The 22,768-nt window shown below is 34.5% G+C and carries 21 protein-coding genes; 2 read left to right on the top strand and 19 right to left on the bottom strand.

Annotated elements, in window-relative coordinates:
* Window positions 1-161 precede the first annotated feature (161 nt).
* Window positions 162-428 carry a GNAT family N-acetyltransferase gene (locus tag HMPREF1864_RS00290; protein WP_062570865.1) on the bottom strand — a complete coding sequence of 89 codons (267 nt, stop codon included), beginning with the start codon at window positions 426-428 and terminating at the stop codon, window positions 162-164.
* A gap of 213 nt (window positions 429-641) precedes the next feature.
* Between HMPREF1864_RS00290 and HMPREF1864_RS00285 the strand changes: the two genes are divergently transcribed.
* Window positions 642-1,517, top strand: a complete 876-nt coding sequence (locus HMPREF1864_RS00285; protein ID WP_062570864.1) for a DUF4300 family protein — start codon at window positions 642-644, stop codon at window positions 1,515-1,517.
* A gap of 138 nt (window positions 1,518-1,655) precedes the next feature.
* On the opposite strand, the gene HMPREF1864_RS00280 is transcribed toward HMPREF1864_RS00285, so the two are convergent.
* The 13 genes from HMPREF1864_RS00280 to HMPREF1864_RS00220 all read right to left on the bottom strand — a co-directional run bounded on the left by HMPREF1864_RS00280 (window position 1,656) and on the right by HMPREF1864_RS00220 (window position 17,828).
* Window positions 1,656-2,798 carry an ABC transporter permease subunit gene (locus HMPREF1864_RS00280; protein WP_062570863.1) on the bottom strand — a complete coding sequence of 381 codons (1,143 nt, stop codon included), beginning with the start codon at window positions 2,796-2,798 and terminating at the stop codon, window positions 1,656-1,658.
* Window positions 2,791-3,867: an ABC transporter permease subunit gene (locus HMPREF1864_RS00275; RefSeq protein ID WP_062570862.1), complete on the bottom strand. Its 1,077-nt coding sequence runs from the start codon at window positions 3,865-3,867 to the stop codon at window positions 2,791-2,793. The genes HMPREF1864_RS00280 and HMPREF1864_RS00275 overlap by 8 nt, the downstream gene beginning before the upstream one ends.
* On the bottom strand, window positions 3,860-5,452 hold the full coding sequence (locus tag HMPREF1864_RS00270; RefSeq protein ID WP_062570861.1) for a sugar ABC transporter ATP-binding protein: 1,593 nt from the start codon (window positions 5,450-5,452) through the stop codon (window positions 3,860-3,862). Before HMPREF1864_RS00270 ends, HMPREF1864_RS00275 begins: the two co-directional genes overlap by 8 nt.
* A 110-nt stretch (window positions 5,453-5,562) precedes the next feature.
* Window positions 5,563-6,900, bottom strand: coding sequence for a DUF3798 domain-containing protein (locus tag HMPREF1864_RS00265; protein ID WP_062570860.1), 1,338 nt, complete (start codon window positions 6,898-6,900; stop codon window positions 5,563-5,565).
* Window positions 6,901-7,346: 446 nt separating this feature from the next.
* Window positions 7,347-8,018: a YoaK family protein gene (locus HMPREF1864_RS00260; RefSeq protein WP_062570859.1), complete on the bottom strand. Its 672-nt coding sequence runs from the start codon at window positions 8,016-8,018 to the stop codon at window positions 7,347-7,349.
* A gap of 116 nt (window positions 8,019-8,134) precedes the next feature.
* A complete protein-coding gene (purD, locus tag HMPREF1864_RS00255; protein ID WP_062570858.1) occupies window positions 8,135-9,379 on the bottom strand; it encodes a phosphoribosylamine--glycine ligase in 1,245 nt (414 codons plus the stop codon).
* Window positions 9,380-9,387: 8 nt separating this feature from the next.
* Window positions 9,388-10,899 (bottom strand): bifunctional phosphoribosylaminoimidazolecarboxamide formyltransferase/IMP cyclohydrolase, encoded by a 1,512-nt coding sequence (gene purH, locus HMPREF1864_RS00250; protein ID WP_062570857.1) that lies wholly within the window; start codon window positions 10,897-10,899, stop codon window positions 9,388-9,390.
* A gap of 1 nt (window position 10,900) precedes the next feature.
* On the bottom strand, window positions 10,901-11,521 hold the full coding sequence (purN, locus tag HMPREF1864_RS00245) for a phosphoribosylglycinamide formyltransferase (protein WP_062570856.1): 621 nt from the start codon (window positions 11,519-11,521) through the stop codon (window positions 10,901-10,903).
* Entirely contained in the window at window positions 11,490-12,521 is a 1,032-nt protein-coding gene (gene purM, locus HMPREF1864_RS00240) for a phosphoribosylformylglycinamidine cyclo-ligase (RefSeq protein WP_062570855.1), read from the bottom strand. The genes purN and purM overlap by 32 nt, the downstream gene beginning before the upstream one ends.
* An 11-nt stretch (window positions 12,522-12,532) precedes the next feature.
* Window positions 12,533-13,009 carry a 5-(carboxyamino)imidazole ribonucleotide mutase gene (gene purE, locus HMPREF1864_RS00235; RefSeq protein ID WP_005955862.1) on the bottom strand — a complete coding sequence of 159 codons (477 nt, stop codon included), beginning with the start codon at window positions 13,007-13,009 and terminating at the stop codon, window positions 12,533-12,535.
* Window positions 13,010-13,018: 9 nt separating this feature from the next.
* Window positions 13,019-13,699, bottom strand: coding sequence for a phosphoribosylaminoimidazolesuccinocarboxamide synthase (locus tag HMPREF1864_RS00230; protein ID WP_062570854.1), 681 nt, complete (start codon window positions 13,697-13,699; stop codon window positions 13,019-13,021).
* A 447-nt stretch (window positions 13,700-14,146) separates the two neighbouring features.
* Complete coding sequence (locus HMPREF1864_RS00225; protein ID WP_062570853.1) at window positions 14,147-14,926, bottom strand: inositol monophosphatase family protein; 780 nt, start codon at window positions 14,924-14,926, stop codon at window positions 14,147-14,149.
* 10 nt (window positions 14,927-14,936) lie between these two features.
* Window positions 14,937-17,828: an insulinase family protein gene (locus HMPREF1864_RS00220; protein ID WP_062570852.1), complete on the bottom strand. Its 2,892-nt coding sequence runs from the start codon at window positions 17,826-17,828 to the stop codon at window positions 14,937-14,939.
* Between the two features lie 98 nt (window positions 17,829-17,926).
* Between HMPREF1864_RS00220 and HMPREF1864_RS00215 the strand changes: the two genes are divergently transcribed.
* Window positions 17,927-19,444: an oleate hydratase gene (locus HMPREF1864_RS00215; protein ID WP_062570851.1), complete on the top strand. Its 1,518-nt coding sequence runs from the start codon at window positions 17,927-17,929 to the stop codon at window positions 19,442-19,444.
* A gap of 271 nt (window positions 19,445-19,715) precedes the next feature.
* Here the strand turns inward: HMPREF1864_RS00215 and tsaD are convergent, their stop codons facing one another.
* From tsaD to HMPREF1864_RS00190, 5 genes are read right to left on the bottom strand one after another with little or no spacing between them, the layout of a single operon-like run.
* A complete protein-coding gene (gene tsaD / locus HMPREF1864_RS00210; protein ID WP_062570850.1) occupies window positions 19,716-20,714 on the bottom strand; it encodes a tRNA (adenosine(37)-N6)-threonylcarbamoyltransferase complex transferase subunit TsaD in 999 nt (332 codons plus the stop codon).
* 4 nt (window positions 20,715-20,718) lie between these two features.
* Entirely contained in the window at window positions 20,719-21,153 is a 435-nt protein-coding gene (gene rimI, locus HMPREF1864_RS00205; RefSeq protein WP_062570849.1) for a ribosomal protein S18-alanine N-acetyltransferase, read from the bottom strand.
* Entirely contained in the window at window positions 21,125-21,799 is a 675-nt protein-coding gene (tsaB, locus tag HMPREF1864_RS00200) for a tRNA (adenosine(37)-N6)-threonylcarbamoyltransferase complex dimerization subunit type 1 TsaB (protein ID WP_062570848.1), read from the bottom strand. Before tsaB ends, rimI begins: the two co-directional genes overlap by 29 nt.
* On the bottom strand, window positions 21,780-22,238 hold the full coding sequence (gene tsaE, locus HMPREF1864_RS00195; protein WP_062570847.1) for a tRNA (adenosine(37)-N6)-threonylcarbamoyltransferase complex ATPase subunit type 1 TsaE: 459 nt from the start codon (window positions 22,236-22,238) through the stop codon (window positions 21,780-21,782). The genes tsaB and tsaE overlap by 20 nt, the downstream gene beginning before the upstream one ends.
* Window positions 22,222-22,755, bottom strand: coding sequence for a nitroreductase family protein (locus tag HMPREF1864_RS00190; RefSeq protein ID WP_062570846.1), 534 nt, complete (start codon window positions 22,753-22,755; stop codon window positions 22,222-22,224). Before HMPREF1864_RS00190 ends, tsaE begins: the two co-directional genes overlap by 17 nt.
* Window positions 22,756-22,768 lie beyond the last annotated feature (13 nt).

The raw sequence follows: 22,768 nt of genomic DNA, 5'->3' as shown, positions 1-22,768 counted from the left end.
TTATTTGTGTCGCATTTAATTTTACAACTTATTATATAAATATTTTTTATCTGTTAAGTCTTATAAAGTTTAAAATTTTTAGAAGAGAATGAAAGTTTATTGCACTAAAAAAGATGGGTTGCCCCATCTTCTTTTATGATCTTACATTATTTCACATTTCTTTAAGCTCTCACATCATCAAAGTCACTTGATTCAAGTTTCTTTTTTACGTAAGAACAAGTTCCTTTTATTTTTTTGTTTTCTCTCCTTGCGTCCGCCACAAGTTGTTTTACAAGTTGACCTGCAAGACCTTGGCCACCAAATTCTGGCTTAACAATTGTGTGCTGAGCATCTATTACATGACCCTCTTCAACATATTGTAAAATTCCCTTATAATTATTTTCGCCTTCTCCTATATAATAACAATTTCTACCTTTTTTAACTTCCATGATGACCTCCTATTTTAAATCTTTCTATTTAGAAGTTACCCATTTAAAATAAAAGTTCACGCCTATTTTATCTTTTCAAATATTCTTGGGCTTGCTCAAAGTCTTAAATATTTATATTGATTTTTAATCTACTTATTTGAGTTTAATTAGTTTTTATTAAATTTTAAATTTCTATTGTATAATAGTTTAGAAAATATTTTTTATGGAGGAAGGATGAATAAAAAATCTATAATATTTATCACTTGCTTTAGTCTTTTGACTTCTGCTTGTGGAAATAAAAATAAAACTAATAAAATAGAAAATAAAGCTGAAAAAATTCAAGAGGTCAATCTTGATGAAAATAAAAGTGGAGATTATCTTGTTTCAAATATGAATGACGAAACCTCACTTAATTTTGTAAAATCAGCAATCGAAAAGAATTTAAATAAGAAGAATGGAGAAGTCTTTGCAAGTCTTGTAAGTGACTACAATAAATCAATCCCAAAAGAATTATTAAGTGGTGACTTTAGGGAGCCCCCTAAAGAAGATAAGCTTGATAAAATTTTGGAGATGAGGTCATCTATTAAGCATTCATACCCTGACACTAATTGCAGGATAAATTCTTTCTTGCTCTTAAAGGACAACTTATCACTTAAAGAGGACATCCCAATAGACGATGAAATTCTTTTTATGGATAAGGAAGCCCTAAGGTCCTCTAATTTATTTAAGGGCGACGAGCTTGAAAAATTTTATAAATTATTTTCAAGAGTCAAGACAAATCCATCTAAGGACCCAAAGGTTCAAGCTAAAGTAATGGAAAAGTTTTTGTCGAAGTTTAACTTCCCAAGGGATGTCCGTATGCTTTCAGTAATTATAAATGACAAGCTCGATGGCGACTACCTCTTTATAGGTCACGTGGGAGTCCTTCTTCCCCTTGAAGATGGATATTTATTCTTAGAAAAGATTTCTTTCGAAGAACCTTATCAAGCTATAAAGTTTTCCAAGAAGGAAGATGCCTACAAGTATTTAAAAGATAAGTACAAGGACTATGTAGATCCAGAAGTTGCTCCACCCTTCATTATGGATAATGATAGGTATGTTGACCTTTAATTAGTTTAATAATATTTGAGTATGAGAATTTTAAAATTTTCAATTCTCATATTTTATAGGATAAAATCTAAAAATTTTCACAAAAAAATTGCCCCACTTTTACATGGAGCAACTTTTTTTTGCTTAAATTTTTTATTTTTATTCTGCTACTTTATTTCCCTTATTTATCTTGTCTTCTCTTAGCTTTAACCTATTTGCATCAAGCTCTCTCTTTCTTTCAAAAGCGTGAAGGATAAGTGCAAGAGTTACAACTCCATAAGAGATAAATGTTCTGAAGTATTCACCCATCATAGCATCGCCTGTTAAAACTCTTCCCGCTTGTGGAAGAACTATAAACATTAAGTGGAAAAGAGCTGTACCTAAGATAACATTTGGTATTGAAGCCTTTGATACAGATGCACCACCAACAAGGATTGATGCTGCTGCATAAAGGGCTGCTTGGTCTTGTCCTGCATAAGTTGCAAGAGTACCAATGTTTTGTAGATAAATAATTTGTCCGTAGCAAGCAAGAACTGTTGACATAACAATTGATGCAATTCTTATTTTATCAGAATTCATTCCTGCATTTTGTGCAACAAATTGATCTTGACCTACTGCCTTCATATCGTGACCTAGTTTTGTATTTCTAAACCATACGATGAATAGGCAAAGTAGACCGATTATTGCAAGAGTAACTACTGGCACATCAAAAAGTATTTGATGTTTAGGAGTTATAGGAATATTAATTCTAAACTTCATAATGTTGTCAAAGCCTTGAGCAGACGCTAGGGTAATAGAGTTTTTAATACCGTAACCTGCTGAAAGGACCATAGCCTTAGTTCTCATTGGAATTAAAGTTCCGCAGAAGTAAAGTAGGAATAGCATGTACCAACCTAGGATAAAGAATGCAAGCATCATTGATGTGATCATTTCTCTACCCCTTGCCCTGTTAAGAACTCTACCTGAAAATTGTCCAAGTAAAATTGCAATTGGAGTACCAATAAGAGCAGCAATAAGAAGCCCTGTTGCTCCAGTGAATCCCCAGTCTTGGGCAAATATTATTCCAATTTGTCCTGCCATAGCTCCTAGAGGAATACCAAAGTTAATTCCCATACCAGCTATGATTGGAATAATAAGAGAAAGTACTAAGAAGGTATTTCTTACCATTCTCTTTGAAAGTTCATTTGTTATATAAGATAGTGGTGGTTTGGCAATAATAAGACCTGCCACAACTATGATTATAAACAAAATTGGAACCATAAATCTGTATAAAAATTCTTTTAAATTAAATTTTTTATTCATCTTTACTCCTCCTTGTTAGTGCGTAAATTATCATTCCATTTGTGATTATCATTCTTAGTATTTCTGAAATATCTATATTTAGTGCACCATTTATAACTGTAGGAGTAAGTGTAATTACACCTTGGAATAAAAATGTACCAATTATAACATTTGGAATAGATGCCTTGTTAATACTTGCACCACCAATTAGTAGGGCCGCTACTGTTTGGAAAGTAAAGGCAAGTGGAGCTTGGTAAAGTTGGATAAAACCATAAGATTGTTGGTAAATAATAATTCCAACTGCAGCAAGTACTGTAGAGAATATTACAGAAACAAGCCTTACCCTGTTAATATTAATTCCAGATGCTCTTGCATATTCTGGGTTTGATCCAACAGCTGTCATAGCTGTACCAGTCTTTGTCTTGAAGAATGCCCAAACAATAAAAGCCATAAGAGCAAAAATTAAGAACATTCCAACTGGAATCCTAACTCCAAGTATATTAATAGATAATAAGTTGTTTAAAAGACCTTCTGTAATTTTAGTTCCATTTTCTAGGACCTTGGACTTCATCCAATAATCTGCAACTGGAACTTGTTGTGAAAGTCCCTTACCACTATAACTTAATACAGAAACTGGATTCTTGTATGGAAGGATTAAATAAGCAATACACATGAAGGCTGTGAATGAATAACCTACATAAGTAGCTATAAGCATTTCATCGCCCTTAATCCTATTTAATAAAATTCCGTAGAAAAATCCAAAAACTACTGCTATAAGAGCAGCAAATATCATTGCAATAAAAATACCTGTAAAACCTTTAAAACCAAACTCAATAGATGTAACTCCACCAAGTATTCCTGCTACAACGCCAATTGGAATACCAAAGTTAAGTCCACAACCAGATTGTACCATTGGCACAAGAGACAGAACTAAAACAGAGAACATTCCAAATCTTGAAAGCACGTTTTGGACTGAGTCAGTTAGAGAAACACCAGCCATTGGAGCAGCTATAAAAAGCATTAAGAGGAAAATTCCAATAATAAGTCTTGGTATTCCTATTTGTTGTATTAAACTTTTCTTTTTAGTCATTTCCAAGCTCTCCTTCCCCACTCATTAGAAGTCCAAACTTTGTTGGATCAGCACTAGCTGGGAGTATTCCTGCGATTTTACCTTCGCAGATAACAGCTATCCTGTCACAAATACTTCTTAGTTCTTCAAGTTCTGATGAAACCATTACAATAGTAGTATTATCCTTTTCATTAGATTCCTTTAAGGCATCAAGAACTAGTTCTTTAGCACCTATATCAATACCTCTTGTAGGTTCAGATACAAATAGAAGTTCTGGATCCATGGCAAAGGCCTTGGCAAGACAAACTTTTTGTTGGTTACCACCAGATAGGTTTCCTGCCTTTTGGTCAGAACCAGTAGTCCTGATAGCAAGAGACTTAATATATTCGTCAGATAATTCTCTCATCTTAACTTCATCTCTAAATTTGAATCCAAATATTTTTTTAATAAATTTTTCTTGGACCTGCATTGCATTAAAGGCAATATTCCAAAAGATTGGCTCTTCTAGTAAAAGTCCAACTCCCCTTCTATCTTCAGATACAAAGGCAATTTTATTTTTTAAGATATCTAGAGTATCCCCAAGTTTTAATTCTTTTCCATTGTAAGTTATTTTACCACCTACAGGATAAGTTCCAAGGATTCCATTAGGTATGCCAAGCTTTCCTTGACCAGCAAGACCAGCAATACCTAGGATTTCTCCTCTAATAACTGAAAGATTAACATCATATACAGCTTCACCTGGCATATCAACCCAGAGATGTTCAATTTCCATTATATGGTCATTTGATTCAAGGTGCTTTTCAAGTTTTTCCTTGGCTAGCTTCTTCTCTCCATCTCTTCCAACCATCCATTGAGCTATTTGTTCAATAGACAGGTCTTCATTTTTTCTATCTTCAATTATTTCACCATCTCTTAGAACAACCACTTGATCACAAACACTTGTGATTTCACGTAGCCTGTGAGTGATGAATATTATGGAAATTCCAAGATCAGCAAGAGTCCTCAAAGAATCTGTAAGGTTATTAGCCTCACTTTCTGTAAGAACTGCTGTTGGCTCATCCATAATAATTAACTTAACATCTTTTCTTGTCATTTCCCTTGCAATTTCAATAAATTGCTTGTGACCTACAGGCATTTCTGAAACAAGTGCATTAGTGTCAATATTAACTTCAAGAGTGTCTAAAGACTTTCCTGCAATTTTTATATTTTCCTTTACATCAATACTTTCTAATTTTTTTCCAAAAATTTTAGAAATTACAGAAGAGTTTGTTTCTTCCATATCTAGAGTAATATTTTCTGCAACTGTGAATCCAGGGATTAAACTAAATTCTTGATGTACCATTCCTATGCCTGCATTTAAGGCGTCAATTGGATTTTTAAAGTCAATTAATTTTCCGTCAAAATAAATTTCACCGTTGTAACCGCCTGTATCTCTAATAACTTCCATTCCAAAAATTATATTCATTAGAGTAGACTTACCGGCACCATTTTCTCCAACAAGCCCTAAGATTTCTCCTTTATTGAGAGAGAAATTAACATCTTTTAAGACGGCGTTTTCGCCAAAACTCTTGCTGACATTCTTGACTTCAAGTAAACTATTTGTCAACAAAATCCCTCCATCTTCATAATTATAAAATTAAAATCAACGGTAGCCCGTTGACTTTAATTTTTTTAATAAGATATTTACTTATTTGTTATTTTTTTAGAATAATTTAATTATTCAGCTTTTCCTTCTGCGTGTTCTTGAGCTTCCTTAATAGCATCTAAGTCTACGTTTAGGTTTAGATATTTTTCAGGAACTTTAACTTTATCCATTCCTAGGTATCCTCTACCATATACATAAGTGTCTTGAGCTAGTAAGAAGTGATTGTCCTTAGTTTCCCCAGTTGCTCTATCTATATAGTTTTCAGCCATCCATTTTGCACCTTCAGTATGCTTTTGAATAGAAGCAAGGATTTGTTCTTTGTTAAGAAGTTCGCCTTGACCCTTAAGAACTTCCATAACGTGGTCAACAGCACCAAGAGTTAATGAATAACCTAGAGAGTATGCCCAAGTACCCATTCTCTTGTCTCCACCTTTTGCAATAACTGCTTTTTCAACAGCTGCGTTAATTGCCTTCCAGTCTCCAGCCATATTTTGAATGTCTACTGAGAATGCCTTAGGATAACCCATAATTGGAGATGGTAAATCTTGTTCTACAAAGATTGCTCCACCAGCTGCAACACCTCTAAGAAGTGGTTCAGTGTGAGCGTCATTTGTACAGAAGAAAGCAGTGTCTTTACCATACTTATCAATCCATGGTTGGATGTTTTCTGCTATATATTGTTGTGCTCCTGGAACACCAATATCAGTTGTAGGATCTGGTGCGTTTAATGAAATAAATTCAAGGCCTAGGTCCTTACAAGCTTCTTCCATAATTGCACGTCTAAGAGCTAGAAGTTCAATAGACATGTGTCTTGGGAAAGTGATATGTGCAAATTTTTTAGCTCCCATTTCTTTAGCAGCTGCAATAATTCTGTATCCTCTTGATACGTTGTCAGCATCCATTACAAGGTCAGATGCATTTTCTACCATTACTGTATCTTCTTGAGCAACTAAGTTTACAAGAAGGATATCAGGTCTTTTTTCTCTAATTTGGTTAAATGCTGCAACAGTTCCTGGAACTGATTGGTTAACAATAACAGCCTTCATTAGAGGATCGTCTGCCATAGCAACAATTTTTGAAATTGTTGTTTCTTGTTCAGCTTCAAATCTGTCTGGATAAGTGTCATGTTTAATAATTCCACCGTTATCAGCAGAGCCGTAAAGTTCAATTGCTTTTTCAGCAGCACGGAACTCATCTTCAGCTTGAGAAACTGTACCAGTAACAATTCCTATGTGATATTCTTCGCCATCTTTTAGAGTTTCAAACTTTGCTTTTTGTCCTGCAGCTGCAGTCTTGGAAGCATCATTGCCTTCCTTTGCAGCTCCGTTGTCTACTTTTTGACAACCAGTGAATGCTAATGCCATAAGCATTAAAAGCATGATACCCATAAACCCTTTAAATTTTTTCATTTTTAACACCTCTTTTAATTTATTTAATATTGGTTTATAAATTAAAGAGATTTTATCACATTAAATGGCAAAATACAATGGAAATATGATTTAATTTTCATATTTTTAAAAATAAAAATACAATAATTTCACTTGTCTACATTTCAAATTATAAATTTAATTAGTTTTATGTACTTAAAATAAACTTGATATTAACATATTCTAAAAATTTTTAAAATCTTGTCTTTAGATTTAATTTATAAAAAGATGATTTTTATAAGCTTACAAAAGTATAAAACTTTTGCCATTTTAACCCCTATCAATCTAAAGTATTTCAAATAAAAAAACCTGCCATAAGTCAGGCAAAAAATTTATTTTTATAAAGTTCTTTAAAAAATCTAATATTTTTTATTAATATTTTTAATTTTCTTAAGTATAGTTAAGATTCATAGTCCTATTCAAGGCAATTAAATTTCCCCGCGGTCTTCTAAGAATAAAATAAAGAAGGAAATTGTCAAAAGGACTGCTGCTATTAAGATTGACTTAAAGCCAAAGGTCTTTGAAGTTAAATAACCAAGGGCTGCTCCTAAGCCAAAGATAATTATAACTGCGTAATACTTCTTTGCATTTTCTAAATATACATCTTGCCTTGTGATGTGATACTTGGAAAGATTTTCAGTTGCTGATCTTAAGTTGCCAATGCACATTGTTGTTGCAAAGCTAAGTCCATAAATTTTTTTAAAGGAGTAGACTTGCATGGCACAAGAGAATGATAGAAGGGCGTTAGCTAAGTTATTTAAGTTCTCTGGAATCATAGAAACTAATATCATAATTATAATTTCAAAACCAATTATATATTGGCGCCAGTGAAGAATTCTTTTTTCTATTGCGTCTTCAAATCGAACTGCAACATAAACACCAAGTACAAATGAAAGAACTGGAATTAAGTAAGCTATAGATTCTTTAAAGTTTAAGTCCACTATGTTTTTAAATAAGAGGACTATGTTCCCTGTCTGTGCGTTGGCGAAGACCTTCCCCCTCATTAGATAGGAGTAGGCATCTTGAAAGCCTCCAGCCAAAGTTATAAATATCAATACCAAAAAAGTTTCGTGTAAGTTTTCATAAGATTTTAATTTCATATTAACCACCAACATATAGTCTAATACAAAAATAAATTTCTGCAAGAAAAAACAGATAATTGTAATCAATTACCTGCAAATTTTTCATTTTTTATTTTTTGTGGGAAGAAAAATTTTTATTTGCTTCCTATATCTTTTCTATAGTAAGCTCCTTCGAAGGAAATTTTTTCTACATTGTCGTAGGCCTTCTTGCGAGCTTCCTCTAAATTTTTACCTAGAGCCGTAATGGATAAGACTCTTCCACCATTTGTGTAAAGTCCATCAGTCTTCTTTGTTCCATTGTGAAAGACAATTATATCCCTGTCAACTCTATCGAGTCCTTTGATAAGTTTTCCCTTTTCATAGGATCCTGGATAACCACCTGAACACATTATAAGAGTGAGGCAAGTTTCATCCTTCCATCTTATGTCATCTTTTTCAAGCTTACCATCTATGGTCTTGTTTAAAAGTTCGCACAAGTCAACGTCAAGTCTTGGCATTAGGACTTCTGTCTCAGGGTCTCCAAATCTTACATTAAACTCAAGGACTTTTGGCATATCATCTTCAATCATAAATCCAACAAAGAGGATTCCTGAATAGTGAAGCCCTTCCTTATTAAGTCCATCTTCAATTTGTTTGTAAATTTTTTCAAGATTTTCTTCTAACTTAGGACTTGCTGATACTGGAGAGTAAGTTCCAACTCCACCAGTGTTTGGTCCCTTGTCTCCATCAAAGATTTGCTTGTGGTCCTTGGCTCTTTCAAGTGGGAATAATTTGTTGTTTGAAACTAAGCAAAGAACAGATGCTTCTTCTCCTGTCAAGAAATCTTCAATAACAACTGTCTTGCCTTGGTCTCCAAAGATCTTGTCCTTAAAGATTTTTTCAAGAGCATCAACTGCCTCTTCTCTGTCTTGGCAAATTATAACTCCCTTGCCTAGGCAAAGTCCATCTGCTTTTACAACTAAAGGGTAATAGAATTCTTCAAGACCTTTTTCTGCGTCATCAAAGGACTCAAAACTCTTATATTTTGCTGTTGGTATAGAATATTTTTCTAGAAATATTTTTGTAAATTCCTTGGACTTTTCAAATCTTGCACAAGCCTTGTTTGGTCCAAATATCCTAAGTCCCTTTTCATTAAAGGCATCGACTATTCCTCCGCAAAGGGGATCTTCTGGTCCCACTACAGTTAAATCAATTTTATTTTCCACTGCAAAGGCAAGAAGTTTTTCAATATCTGTTGGGTCAATGTCTAGGTTCTCGCAGAAGTTTTCTGTTCCACCATTTCCCCTAGCCATGTAAATTTTATCTACTGATTTACTTTCTTTAAGCTTCCATGCAAGTGCGTGCTCTCTTCCACCATTTCCAATTACAAGTACTTTCATTTGGCCTCCTAGTGTCTAAAATGTCTCATATTAGTAAAGACAAGACAAATATTATTTTCATTTGCAAAATCTATAACTTCTTGGTCCTTAACAGATCCACCTGGCTGAACTATTACATCAATTCCTGCTTGGTATAAAAGTTCAATTGTGTCCCTGAAGAAAAATCCATCAGAAGCAAGGACTGCTCCCCTTATTTTTTCTCCAGCTCTTTCAATGGCTTCTTCCACTGCCCAAGACCTTTTTGTTTCACCTTGACCAAGGGCAAGAGTTCCTCCTTCTTTAGCAATTACAACTGAATTTGAAAAAGTTGTCTTGCAGCAAGTGAAGGCAAATTTTAATTCTTCAAGTTCCTTTTCTGTTGGCTTTCTATTTGAAACGAAGTCAAGTTTATCTTGGTCCCAAATCACATCATCAGAGTTTTGGATAATAATCCCATTTAGAACTTGCTTAAATCTAAAGCTAGGCTTATAAAGTTTTTCAAAGTCAGGGATTTCTATAAGTCTTATATTTTTCTTTTGTGCTAAAAGTTCATAGGCTTCCTTAGAAAAACTTGGAGCAGCTACAATTTCCAAGAAAATCTTTGAAAGGTGCTCTGCTGTTTTTACATCAACTTCCCTATTAAGTGCAATAATCCCACCAAAAATTGATTCGTCATCACATTCATAGACCTTTACAAAGGCTTCTTCGAGACTGTCACCTGTTCCAATTCCACAAGGGTTAGTGTGTTTAATAGCAACAGCAGCTGGCTTTTCAAAATTTATCACTGCATTTAAGGCAGAATACATATCATTTAAGTTGTTGTAGGAAATTTGTTTTCCATGAAGAACCTTGTATTCAACCTTGTCTGGTGTATAAGAGTCTTCATAGAAGGCGGCACTTTGATGTGGGTTTTCTCCATATCTCAACTCTTCAACAAGCTTGTATGATTTATTGATATATCTTGGAAATCTTTCCCCTTGTCTTTTTGCGAAATAATTTGAAATTACAGCATCATAATGGGCAGTGTAGCTAAAGGCCTTGTTGGCAAGATATTCATTAAATTTTGAATCTTTTTTATCTATGTACTCGAGTACAAGCTTGTAGTCTGCTGGATCAGTTACAATGTAGACGTCCTTATAATTTTTGGCAGCAGCCCTTATCATAGAAGGTCCACCAATATCTATGTTCTCAATCATAGTTTCGTGATCAGCTTTTTCAAGTAGCTTTTCTTCAAAGGGATAAAGATTGTTTACAACAATATCAATTGTCCCAATTTCTTCTTCCCTTAAAGTTGCCATATGTTCTTTTAAGTCACGTCTAGCAAGGATGCCAGCGTGAACTTTTGGGTTAAGAGTCTTCACCCTTCCATCTAAAATTTCCGGAAAGCCAGTAAGCTTGTCTACAGATATTACATCTATTCCTGCATCTCTTAACTTATTATAAGTTCCCCCAGTAGAAATGATTTCCCAACCTCTATTAACAAGTTCCTTGGCAAACTCAACAATTCCTTCTTTGTCATAAACTGAAATAAGTGCCCTCATCCTAACCTCCAATTACAACTTTTCCCTTAACAACTTTTAACTTGTCCTCGCAAAAATATTTTACAGATAGAGGCAAAATTTCGTGCTCAACCTTTAAAACTTTTTGTTGGAGCTCTTCGGGACTTTCCCCTTCAACTTCAACAATTCTTTGCATGATAATAGGACCCTCATCTGCCCCCTCATTTACAAAATGAGTAGTGGCACCAGTGTACTTGACACCTTTTTCAATGACGGCCTCATGGACTTTTAATCCATAATAACCCCTGCCACAAAAGGCGGGAATTAATGATGGATGTATATTTATTATTTTATTCTCATAAATCTTTATAATTTTTTCTGGCAAGATTTTTAAGTACCCTGCCAGAATGATTAAGTCAATATTATATTCTCTTAACTTGCTTATAAGTTCTTCATCATCTTTTATAAAGAAGCCAGGTATACCTGCCTTCTCTGCTCTAACTAAACCATAAGCATCTTCTATATTGGAAATGACAATTTTTATTTTTCCATTGATATAATTGTTTTCTGTATTGTCAATGATGGCTTGTAGATTTGTGCCACCACCTGAAATTAAAACTGCAATATTTTTTTTAGAGGCTAAGATCAATTTTATCTTCTCCATCTACAATTTTTCCAAGTTCATAAAGCTTTAAGTCAGTATTCTTAAAGAAGTCAACAACTTTTTCTTTATCATCTTGAGATACAACAAGGGTAAATCCAACTCCCATATTAAAGGTAGCATACATATCCTCATCTTTAAGATCAGCCCACTTCTTTAATAGCTTAAATATTTTAGGAGTTTCTATTACAGATGCATCAAGCTTTGCACAAAGTCCATCTGGAATCATCCTTGGAATATTTTCGTAGAAGCCACCACCTGTGATGTGACTCATTCCCTTTATATCTACAGTTTTTAAAAGTTCAAGAATTTCCTTAACATAAATCCTTGTTGGCTTTAAAAGTTCTTCCCCTAGAGTACAATTTAATTCATCAATTTCTTCATTTAAATCAAGCTTGCAGTGGTCAAAGACAATTTTTCTAACAAGTGAATACCCATTAGAGTGGATGCCATTGGAAGAAAGTCCAAATACTATGTCGCCTTCCTTGATACTAGAACCGTCAATAATCTTATCCTTATCAACTACTCCAACAGCAAAGCCTGCTAGGTCGTATTGATCTTCTTGGTAAACTCCAGGCATTTCTGCTGTTTCGCCACCAATAAGTGATGCAGAAGATTGGATGCAACCTTCAGCAACTCCCTTAACAATTTCTTCCATCTTTTCTGGGATTAACTTGCCAGTTGCAATATAATCCAAGAAGAAAAGTGGCTTAGCACCTTGGCATAAAATATCATTTACGCACATAGCCACGCAGTCAATACCAATAGTATCGTGCTTATCAAGCATGTGAGCCAAGATAACCTTGGTTCCAACACCATCTGTACCACTACAAAGCACGGGATTTTTTATTTCATCTAGGTCTAAATTAAATAAACCAGAAAAACCCCCAAGGGATGATAAGACATCCCTTGATTGAGTTTTTTTAACAATACCCTTAATTAATTCAACTTCTCTTTGACCGGCATCAACATCTACGCCTGCATTCTTATAATTAATTGCCATCTCCGCTCCTTTTATCCTTCGTAAATATATTCGGTGTTTGCAATTTTTTCTGACATATCAGACCTAAATTGTCTTAGCTTTTCCTTTAAATTGTCATCAGAAATAGCCAAAATTTCTGCAGCAAGGATTGCAGCATTTTCTCCACCATTAATAGCAACTGTAGCAACAGGTACTCCACTTGGCATTTGAACGGTGGAAAGAAGTGCATCAAGTCCGTCAAGAGTTGAACTCTTAACAGGAACTCCAATAACAGGTCTTGTAGTAAGAGCTGCTATAACTCCACCAAGGTGGGCAGCCTTGCCTGCTATAGAAATAAATACTTGGCTTTCATCTTCAGCATTTTTTACATATTCTTGTAGTTCTTTTAAGGCTCTGTGAGCAGAAATTACTTTGGCTTCATATTCAATTCCAAATTCCATTAATTTTGCAACAATCTTGTCTGCAATTTCTCTGTCAGAAATTGAACCCATAATAATTGATACTCTCATTTTTGCTCCTTAAATTCCTAGATATTTTGAAACATCAAGAGGTTTTACATATTCTCCATCTTTGTAGGCTCTCATGTTTCCACCACTAACTTCGTCAATTAGGACGATTTCGTCAGATCCTTCAAGTCTACCATATTCAAATTTAATATCGTAAAGGTCAAGTCCCTTTTCTTTTAAAAGGTCTTTTACAATATTTGCAATTTTTTTGTTCATTTCTACTATTGTATCATATTCTTCAGCTTTTAGGATACCTAGGGTAACAAGTCCATCTTTAGTAATAAGTGGATCGTCTCTTCCATCATCTTTTAAAGTGATTTCAGTATATTCTGGAAGGTCAGCACCTTCTTCTATATAAAGAGCATATCTTCTGTAGAAAGATCCAACAGCCTTAAATCTTGTGATAACTTCAAGGCCCTTACCAAATACAGTTGCTTTTTTTACTTCCATTAAATTATTGTCAAGGTCAGAAGAAATGTAGTGAGTGTTAATTCCAGCTTCGTTGATTTTTTCGAAGAAGTATTTAGTAACCTTTAAACATTCTTTACCTGCACCTTCAATACTACCAGCTACTTGGTTTCCACCAGTATCAAAAACTCCGTCAGTTCCTGTCATGTCATCCTTAAATTGTAAATAACATCTTCCGTCTTCTGTTAAAACATTCTTAGTTTTTCCTTGGTAAATAGTTTTCATAATTTCCTCCAGTAAATTAAATAAAGCCCAAAGAGGCAGATTTCGTAAAACCTACCCCTCTGGGCTTTTTTCCCTAAGGTGTGATACTTTAATAAAAGTACCCGTACCGCTCGGTCCTTGGCAATGCCTGGATCCCTAGGTACACTTTCACTCATGATAAGAGCTCTCGTACTCTTAGATAGTAACAATTTAGTTTTTAATTGTCAATAGTTTTTATAAAGTAGAGAATAATTAATAAAGTCTTAGAATATAAAGTAAAATAGCCCTATTCAAAAAGTAAAGGTACATTTTTATAAAAAATTTTTTTGGTTTTTATAATTTTTTGTAAGATTGTTTCTTCAATTTATTTCTTCTTTTCTATTTTATTTTTCAATTCACGAAAAAGACAGAATGAAATTTCATCCTGTCTTAAAAGTTTTTTGATCTTATAAAATTAAAATTTTTGGTTTAATAGGTAAATCTTTTTAATTCATCAACAATTTTTTTGGAGCCGGATATTATTCCGCCTCTTCTTTCTGTCCCGACTTCTTCTCCATGCATATTGATGACTTGTCCGCCAGCTTCTCTAACTATTAAAGTTCCTGCTGCGTAGTCCCAAAGATTTAAGCCATCTTCTATGAAGGCGTCATATCTTCCACAAGCGGAGTAGCACATCTCAAGGGCTGCAGACCCAATTCTTCTAATTCCATTTGAATTCTCGTAGATATACCTCATCATCTCGAAGGTCTCGTCAACTCTTCCCAACCTTCCTCCGCCAGTTCCAACACCAATAAGAGAGTTTGCAAGTTCTTCCTTCTCAGATACTCTTATTCCCTGACCATTTAATTTTGCGCCTTCATCCTTTATCGCTGAGAAAAATTCATCTCTAAAGGGATCATAAATTGCTCCAAGAACAACTTCTGATTTTTCAATTAGGGCAAGGCTAATGACTGAGTGTTGAAATCCGTGGACTAAATTTGTTGTGCCATCTACGGGATCCAAGACCCATGTGTAGTCTCTTATCTCTGCACTTGACTTGTCCTTTTCTTCTGCCAAGAGGTTAGAGCCTTCTATTAGTTTTAAAAGTTCACCTTCTAAAACTTCTTGGACCTTGAAGTCGACTTCTGTTACAAAGTCATTCCTTCCCTTCATCTCAAAATTATTTTGAGGGTCTAGGTCAAAGAAAAATTTTGAAGCTTTCTTTATTAGCCTTTCACTTTCACTTAATATATCTTCATAATTTATCATAGGTCACCAATCACTTAATAGATTTTATTGCCTTAAAGAGGTCAGCCCCATCCCTAATTATGCTTTCACTACCAAAGGCAGCAAGATAATTTTTCTTCATAGCTTCATCAAAGAACTTTCCATAGGTCTTTAATCTTTCCAAGTTTGTTTCAAGAGCTTCCTTCTTAGATTTTTCTAAGTCCTCAATAGTTAGTCCTGTTATAAATCTTGATAGGTTTATGTCGCCAATTTGTTCTGGAGAAAGTAGTGGGTCAAAGGAATTCATTGATCCAATAATAAAGTTCTTTAGATCCTCATCTGCCATCTCTAAGTTTTCTACAAAGTTTCCAATAGAATCGTAAACCTTGACTGTATTTTTTAAATTTGGATCCCTGTAAGAGTAAGTTGCCATATCGCCAGACCTTCCAATAGAAATTCCTCCGCCATAGGCTCCACCCTTGGCCCTGATCTCGTTGTGAAGGAAGGATGAGTTTAGTATATTTGCGAGAACTGTTAGGTCGCCCCTGTATTTTAATCCCAAGTCTTCAAGGTCATAACCCTTTGATACGTAGACAACATTTGAAGTTGTATAAAGTCCCTCATTTTTATTTTCTCTTACAAATTCATAAGTCGCTGGCTTTATATTTTTAACTTCTAAGGAGTTAATATATTTTTTTAACTCAGGCTTAAGTCTATCTAAGTCAGCTAGGTTTCCTGTTGTGGAAATAATTAAATTATCCCTGACAAAGAGTTTTTCATAAATTTTTTCTGCTTCTTTTTCAAAATCTTCCCACTTATCTTCAAAGTTTTCCACTAGGTCTCTCATAAAGTTGTAATAATTTATTCCCCCAAGGTGGGATTGGATGTCTGCAACTTTTGAATAGTAGGATTTTAAAATTGAAATTATAAATTGGTGACCATTTTGTAGCATTGTTGATTCAATTCTTGATTTTAAAATGTTTAGAAGTTCCTTTACCCTCTTTTTAGAATCAAGAATCGACCTCTTCATTATTTCATCTATAATTTCAAGTCCTCGTCCAAACTTATCTGCTGTGGACTTCATCTTAATGTTCATCCTTAGGACATATTTTGTCTTGTCCTTTTCATCAACATACACAACAGGGTTAAAGGAAATTCCACCACTTGCCTTATAAATTTCATTATTTAATTCTTCATAAGTGTAGTTTTCTGTATCAATTAAACCAATCAAGGAAAGTAGAAGGGACATTGTCTCCATCTCTTCTTTTTCAATAAAAGAGATATCGTGAGATAGACTTGTGTAGACAATTCCATTTGTCTCTTGATTGGATTTTAGATAAATCACATTTCCAATCTTATCTTCTTCCACTGGATATTGAGTTACTTTTTCGTCTATGTCAGCTAAGTCTAGTGAAGGAATTGTATCCTTATTTTCCTTAGAGTCTTCTGCATTTTGATAGTCTTCAAGGTCTCTTGACTTCTTTACAATTTCTTCAATCTCTTCATCTGACATTTTTGCTTTGAGGTCTTCTAGTTCTTTTCTCATGACCTCTTCTTCCTTGCCATTTTTATTTAACTCAGGTCTTGCAAGTAAGTTTACAGAGTACTCGTTGTCTATAAGTTTTTCCTTGATGTAATTTTCTACGAAACCTTCGTCAAGCTTTTCTTTAACTACTTCCAAAACATCGTTGTAGTAGAGGGCATCAAGTGGTGATTGGTCGTAAAGCCATGAGTTAAGAGACCTAATATAATAAATTATTGCCTTTTGAGTTCCTCCACCTTCTCTAAAGATAAATTCAAATTTATTTAAAGTTGCTTCAAGTAGGTCCTTGTCAATTCCATCTTCAACAAGTTTTTCTAAAGTGTCCTTTAAAACTTTTAAAAATTCATCTTTCTTATCTGCGTCAGTATTTTTTAAAACTATAGAAAGGTCAAGAGGAAGTGATGATGAAGTTTCTGAATAAACATCTTCAGCAAGACCTGCATCTAATATTGCCTTCCTTAGTGGTCCTCCTTGAGCCTCAATTAAAAGTTCTGCCAAGAAGTCACGCATAAAGACATCCATCTTGGAGTCGGCATAGCCAAGAGTCCAACCCTTGGATAGGTAGTCAATCTTGTCCTTCATTTCTTCCTTTGATGCAGAAAATGTAATTTCCACATCCTTAGTTTTCTTTAATTCGTCATTTAAAATAATTTTTGAATTTATTTCAGCCTTGTCAAAGTCTTGCAAATAATTTTTGTCAATAAAGTCTAAGGCTTCTTCCATATTTTGATTTCCATAAAGATAGATGTAGGAGTTTGATGGGTGGTAGTATTTTTTGTGATAGTCCTTAAACTCTTGGTAGCTTAGGCTAGGTATAAGTTTAGGATCTCCACCAGAGTCAACTCCATAGGATGAGTCCTCATGAAGGGCAAAGACCATAGCATCTGATACAATATTTTCTGATGAAGAGTAAACTCCCTTCATCTCGTTGTAAACAACTCCATTGTATTTTAATTCGTCATCCTTGTCCTTTAATTCATAATGCCATCCCTCTTGAAGAAATATTTTTTCTTCTTCATAAATTGCTGGGTGGAAAACTGCATCAAGATAGACATCCATCAAGTTGTAAAAGTCCTTTTCATTTCTTGACGACACTGGATAAATTGTCTTGTCTGGAAAAGTCATAGCATTTAAAAAAGTTTGTAGTGATGACTTAATCAAGTCCATAAAAGGTTCCTTGGTCTTGAACTTTCTTGAACCAGAAAGTACACAGTGCTCAACAATGTGGCAAACACCATTGCCCCTTACAGGTGGCGTTCTAAATCCAATACCAAAGGCCTTGTTGTCGTCATTGTTTTCAAGAGTTAAGACTCTTGCTCCTGTCTTTATATGAGTATAGACCTTGCAAGTGGATGCAACCTCGTCTATATATTTTTCTTCGATTAATTTATAATTATTCAAGTTAATCCCTCCAAGGTCCATTATACTTGTTCAAAAACAATTTAACAAACTAGAATTAAGTAGCTATTTATTGGGTAAAGTCTACTTGAGGTGAAATTATGTCAAGAAAAGATGACATCAAAAAATTAGCTCTTGCAGCTGCCACAATTTCTGCAGCCATCCTTGCTGCAAAAAAAGTTTCTAATGATGATGTAAAGGTCCTAATGCCAAATCGTGACGAAGGCTCACTTGCCTATCTCTTAGGCGATGGTTTCGGCAACCTAGCTCTTGCCTATGGACTTATTAATCACGCAAACTTAGATCCCCAAAATATAAATATTTATACAAAGGGCTTTAACGAATTTACAAATATCTCTCAGGGAGAAGATACTTATATGACCTTTGACAATAGGTTTTCTGAATACAATTTTAAAAACACACTTGAGATTTTAAAAAATATAATGAGTGAAGAAGAACTTCAAGACATAAATGAAAAGATTGCAAAAAAAGAAAGCCCAAGAATCTTGGACTTGTCTATGAATGCATCCTATGATGTGAATGAGATAGATGAAGTTAGCAAGAAGAAAATCTACAAGCTAATGCTATCTCCCCTTGATTTCGCTAGTGAATCAAGTATTGAGAAGTACTTTTTATCTTCAGACTTTTTGAATTCAAACTTATTTTACTACTTGGCAAGTATCTACAACTTAAAAGCATCCTCCCCAGTTAGTGAACTTAAGGAAGCTATACTTGATTATATTGGATCAACTTCTTACTTCAACTTGGACTCCAATATGATTTACGAAAAACTCCGTACTTACTTGGAAAATCTTGGCGTTAAGTTTTTAGATGGCTACAAGTTCGTTGAGTTTTCTTCTGCCTATACTCACGTTGACAAGCTTGCCTTTGAAAAAGATGAACATATTGAAGAAGTTTATACAGATTTAAAGGATATTATTTCCATTGAGTCCCCAACTTACTTGGACAATCTATATCTTGGCAACACAGAAAGCCTGCCAGAAAATATTTTAAACACCTATTATTTTGACAAAAAAATTTCTAGCAATAACATTTACAAGGAGATCCAAGGCAAGACTTCTGACTCAGGTATCTTATATGTGAACTTTGAATTCTCTGGACCTAACTTCTCAGAGAAAATTAAAAATAATTTAAGAGACAGTGACTTCTTTATTTTTAAGACTAAGTCTGGGGTTTCTGCAAAGATTCTTGGCAATAAGATTATCCTAAAGGTTTTAAATCCAAATAAAAATTCAATTTTTATTGGTGATGTCTTTAAGGCATTAAATGGCGAAGATTTCTTCTTCGAACTTATTAAACTATTTGGACTTGAAGATGACTTTGGCGAGCTTAGGTTTAATTTAAAATCCGTTTCTATTTCCTTGATGGAAAATTACAAAAAACTTCCTGGCGAAGTTTACAATAAAAATGTAAATCAAATTTCAAATTTAATTTTCCTTTCATCGAAGGCTTCTGATTTTGGAGAACTTTACTCTGTTGAAAAGTTAGTAAAGAAGGGCATAAAAACTGCCCACGAAGTCATGGGCATTGACCACCTAGAAGTTATTGAAAACAATCTTTCTAAGATAGAAGTTTTAAAATTTATTAATTCTTTATAAAATTAAGTGCAGAAATGCACTTTTTTTTATAAAATTTTTTGATTCCACAAGTTTTCACTAACTTGTGAAAAATTATGACTTCATAAAATCTTGTCCCTTTATAAAAAATTATGACTTCAAAAATATCTACTTCTTCTTAAAAAACTATCACTTAACAAATATCTACTTCTTTTTAAACAACTCTAAGCTTGTAAACTTTTACTACAAAATAAAAAAAATCTAAGTAATGAAATATTATTAATTCCACGACTTAGATTTTTTAATATCTGACTTATTCCAAACCTAAATTTGGATTTGCAAAATTTTTTTCATCAAGCTTGCCAGACATGTATTCGTAGTAGGCTGCTGAAGCAATCATAGCCGCATTGTCTGTGCAAAGCTTTAGTTCAGGATAGAAGATTTTAATATCTTCTTCCTTGCCCATTTCTTCAAAGGCTTCCCTTATCCTAGAGTTTGCTGAAACTCCACCACAAAGGACAATCTTATCCATGCCCTTTTCTCTTGCAAGCCTAAAGGCCTTCTCAAGTAGTACATCAACAACTGCTTCTTGGAAAGACCTACAAACATCTTCTTTTACAACTTCTTCTCCACGAAGCATAGTTGAGTTTAAATAATTTAGGACTGCAGTCTTAAGTCCTGAAAAAGAAAAGTTGTAATTGTCTTCCTTGATCATAACTCTTGGGAAGTCTATGGTCTCCTTGCCTTCCTTAGCAAGTTTATCAACTATAGGTCCACCGGGATAACCAATGCCCATGGCCCTTGCCACCTTGTCAAAGGCTTCTCCCACTGCATCATCAACAGTTCTTCCGTGAAGTGTAAAGTCAACATAGTCCTTAACTTCAATTAAGTAAGTGTGACCACCAGAAATTATTAAACCAATAAAGGGTGGTTCCAACTCTTTAAAGGAAATATAGTTTGCACAAACATGTCCCACTATGTGATTAACTCCAACAAAGGGTTTATTAGTTGCAAGGGCAAGAGTCTTTCCTGCACTTAGACCAACTAGTAGGGCTCCAATAAGTCCTGGTCCCTTTGTGGCTGCAATAATATCTATATCCTTAAGGTCCACTTCTGCCTCATCAAGTCCTTCCTTTAAGACTGTGTTAATGGCCTCAACGTGTTGTCTCGATGCAATCTCAGGCACTACTCCACCAAATTTTTTGTGTGTATCAATTTGTGATGCAATTACATTGGAATAAACTTTTCGTCCGTCCTCAACTACAGCAACAGAAGTTTCGTCGCAAGAGGATTCCACTGCCAAAATTTTCATCTCATCACTCCCTCCACATTATATAGGCATCCCTGTCGATGCCATAATAATTTTTTCTCATTCCTTGGATAATAAATCCAAATTTTTTATACAAATTAAAGGCAATCCTATTAGAGTTTTCAACTTCTAAGGTTATCTTATAGGACCCCTTCTCTGCAAGATCTATTAGACCTTCAAAGAGGTCATTAGCAAATTTTTGCCCACGATATTTCTTTCCGACTGCAACATTCCCAATGTGGATCTCGTCATAAATCCTCATAAAAGAAATGAAACCTCCTATGTCACCATCAACTTCCACCACTAAAATATCTGAAAGTTCATCAGAAACTATGGCATTCTCAATGGATTTTTTTGACCAGGGGTTTTCGAAATTCTCAACTTCAAGCTCGTGAATCCTATCTATGTCAGACTTATTTGCCAGTCTCGTGATTCTTTTCATACTGAGCCTCTGCCTGTGATAGTTTCAAATAATTTGGGACAAGATTAAAGACATCCATAGGTCCCTTCTTTTTATAATCTATTAGACCTAGCCTTGCAATGTTTGTCCCCCTCATTCCCTTATTCTTGGATAATTTGCCTTGAGGAAGATCTCCTAAGAACTTTTCTGCATCAAGCCCCACAAGAGTGACTTCATCATACTTATTTAATTCTTCCTTAAACTTTTCAAAGGGCAAGAGGGAATCTTCGAATAGAACTTCCGGTTCTTCTTCATTGTCAATTATAGATCCATAGACATTTCCACGCCTTGCGTCAACAATAGTTGCAACCTTACCATAGTCGGACATACCATTTGCAACTAGAGAAGAAACTCCAACTAGGTCCTTATTAAGTGAAAATGCCAAGACCTTGGCAATAGTAATTCCAATCCTAAGTCCAGTAAAGGATCCTGGTCCTATTCCAACAGCAATTAAGTCGATGTCTTCTAAAGAAAATTCAAATTTTTTGAAAATCTCTTCAATCATATCTGTCACAGATTCCGAATGAGAAACACGACCTCTTAAGTTGTATTCAGCTAGGACCTCATCATCTTCAATTAGTCCAATAGCAGTTGTTCTTGTGGAAGTATCAATCCCCAAAACTTTCATCTAATTTCTCCTTCAATTCATCAAACCTATTTCCAAGGTATTTTATTTCTAAGTCCCTCTTATCATCCTGGGACTTAATATTTATCTCCATATATTCCTCTGGTAAGGCATCTCTAATTTTTTCTGCCCACTCAATTATGGTAACTCCATCAGAATAAAAATATTCATCAAAGCCAAGATAGTCCACATCAATTTTGTCATCAAGTCTATAAGTGTCAATGTGATATAGATCTGTCTTGCCATAATATTCATTGACGATGGTAAAAGTAGGACTTGTTACATAGTCATCAATTCCAAGTCCCTTGGCAATAGATTTAGTTAGGGTAGTCTTTCCTGCTCCCAAGTCACCATTGAGGCAGACAACATCTCCTGGATTTAAATTTTTTCCAAGAAAGATACCAAATTTTTCTGTTTCTTCTAAATTATTTAAGCTTATCATGTAAATCCTCAAATACATTTTCTGAATATTCAAAGGGAACTTTTTCTGACTTTTCTTCAGCTGGATGACCTATGCCAATTATGCACTCAACATCAAACTTATCCTCAAGATCAAAGAACTTGTGCAAAAATTCTTGAGCAGAGATACCACTCTCGTGTTTTGCATCAACAACATTTGCCCAAGTTGCTCCAAGGTCTAGGTCAGCTACTGCTAATAAAATATAAGTTGCAGCAATAGAGGCATCTTGGTGGTTGGTGTTCGGTGCAATCTCACTATCTGTTACAATGGCAATAGCGAGGTCAGCGCCAGCCAAGAACTTGGCACTGTTAACTTTATAATTAGAAAGTTCTTCCAATCTTTTTTTATCTCTAACAACTATATATCTAACTGGGTTTCTGTTTTTTGCCGTTGGGGCATGAAGTGCAATAGTTAAGATTTCTCTCAAGTCTTCTTCAGAAACTTTTTCGTCAGTAAATTTTCTTATACTTCTTCTCTTTTCAACTAAATCTAAAAGCATATCATCACCTCAA

Source organism: Peptoniphilus sp. DNF00840 (assembly GCF_001553125.1).
Taxonomy (GTDB): Bacteria; Bacillota; Clostridia; order Tissierellales; family Peptoniphilaceae; genus Peptoniphilus_A; species Peptoniphilus_A vaginalis.
This window is presented reverse-complemented; position numbering and strand designations above follow the sequence as displayed.

Excerpts from the sequence above, each read along its gene's own strand:
- HMPREF1864_RS00290 (WP_062570865.1), bottom strand. The coding sequence starts at position 428 with ATGGAAGTTAAAAAAGGTAGAAATTGTTATTATATAGGAGAAGGCGAA.
- HMPREF1864_RS00285 (WP_062570864.1), top strand. The coding sequence starts at position 642 with ATGAATAAAAAATCTATAATATTTATCACTTGCTTTAGTCTTTTGACT.
- HMPREF1864_RS00280 (WP_062570863.1), bottom strand. The coding sequence starts at position 2,798 with ATGAATAAAAAATTTAATTTAAAAGAATTTTTATACAGATTTATGGTT.
- HMPREF1864_RS00275 (WP_062570862.1), bottom strand. The coding sequence starts at position 3,867 with ATGACTAAAAAGAAAAGTTTAATACAACAAATAGGAATACCAAGACTT.
- HMPREF1864_RS00265 (WP_062570860.1), bottom strand. The coding sequence starts at position 6,900 with ATGAAAAAATTTAAAGGGTTTATGGGTATCATGCTTTTAATGCTTATG.
- HMPREF1864_RS00260 (WP_062570859.1), bottom strand. The coding sequence starts at position 8,018 with ATGAAATTAAAATCTTATGAAAACTTACACGAAACTTTTTTGGTATTG.
- purD (WP_062570858.1), bottom strand. The coding sequence starts at position 9,379 with ATGAAAGTACTTGTAATTGGAAATGGTGGAAGAGAGCACGCACTTGCA.
- purH (WP_062570857.1), bottom strand. The coding sequence starts at position 10,899 with ATGAGGGCACTTATTTCAGTTTATGACAAAGAAGGAATTGTTGAGTTT.
- purN (WP_062570856.1), bottom strand. The coding sequence starts at position 11,521 with ATGGAGAAGATAAAATTGATCTTAGCCTCTAAAAAAAATATTGCAGTT.
- purM (WP_062570855.1), bottom strand. The coding sequence starts at position 12,521 with ATGGCAATTAATTATAAGAATGCAGGCGTAGATGTTGATGCCGGTCAA.
- purE (WP_005955862.1), bottom strand. The coding sequence starts at position 13,009 with ATGAGAGTATCAATTATTATGGGTTCAATTTCTGACAGAGAAATTGCA.
- HMPREF1864_RS00230 (WP_062570854.1), bottom strand. The coding sequence starts at position 13,699 with ATGAAAACTATTTACCAAGGAAAAACTAAGAATGTTTTAACAGAAGAC.
- HMPREF1864_RS00225 (WP_062570853.1), bottom strand. The coding sequence starts at position 14,926 with ATGATAAATTATGAAGATATATTAAGTGAAAGTGAAAGGCTAATAAAG.
- HMPREF1864_RS00215 (WP_062570851.1), top strand. The coding sequence starts at position 17,927 with ATGTCAAGAAAAGATGACATCAAAAAATTAGCTCTTGCAGCTGCCACA.
- tsaD (WP_062570850.1), bottom strand. The coding sequence starts at position 20,714 with ATGAAAATTTTGGCAGTGGAATCCTCTTGCGACGAAACTTCTGTTGCT.
- rimI (WP_062570849.1), bottom strand. The coding sequence starts at position 21,153 with ATGAAAAGAATCACGAGACTGGCAAATAAGTCTGACATAGATAGGATT.
- tsaB (WP_062570848.1), bottom strand. The coding sequence starts at position 21,799 with ATGAAAGTTTTGGGGATTGATACTTCCACAAGAACAACTGCTATTGGA.
- tsaE (WP_062570847.1), bottom strand. The coding sequence starts at position 22,238 with ATGATAAGCTTAAATAATTTAGAAGAAACAGAAAAATTTGGTATCTTT.
- HMPREF1864_RS00190 (WP_062570846.1), bottom strand. The coding sequence starts at position 22,755 with ATGCTTTTAGATTTAGTTGAAAAGAGAAGAAGTATAAGAAAATTTACT.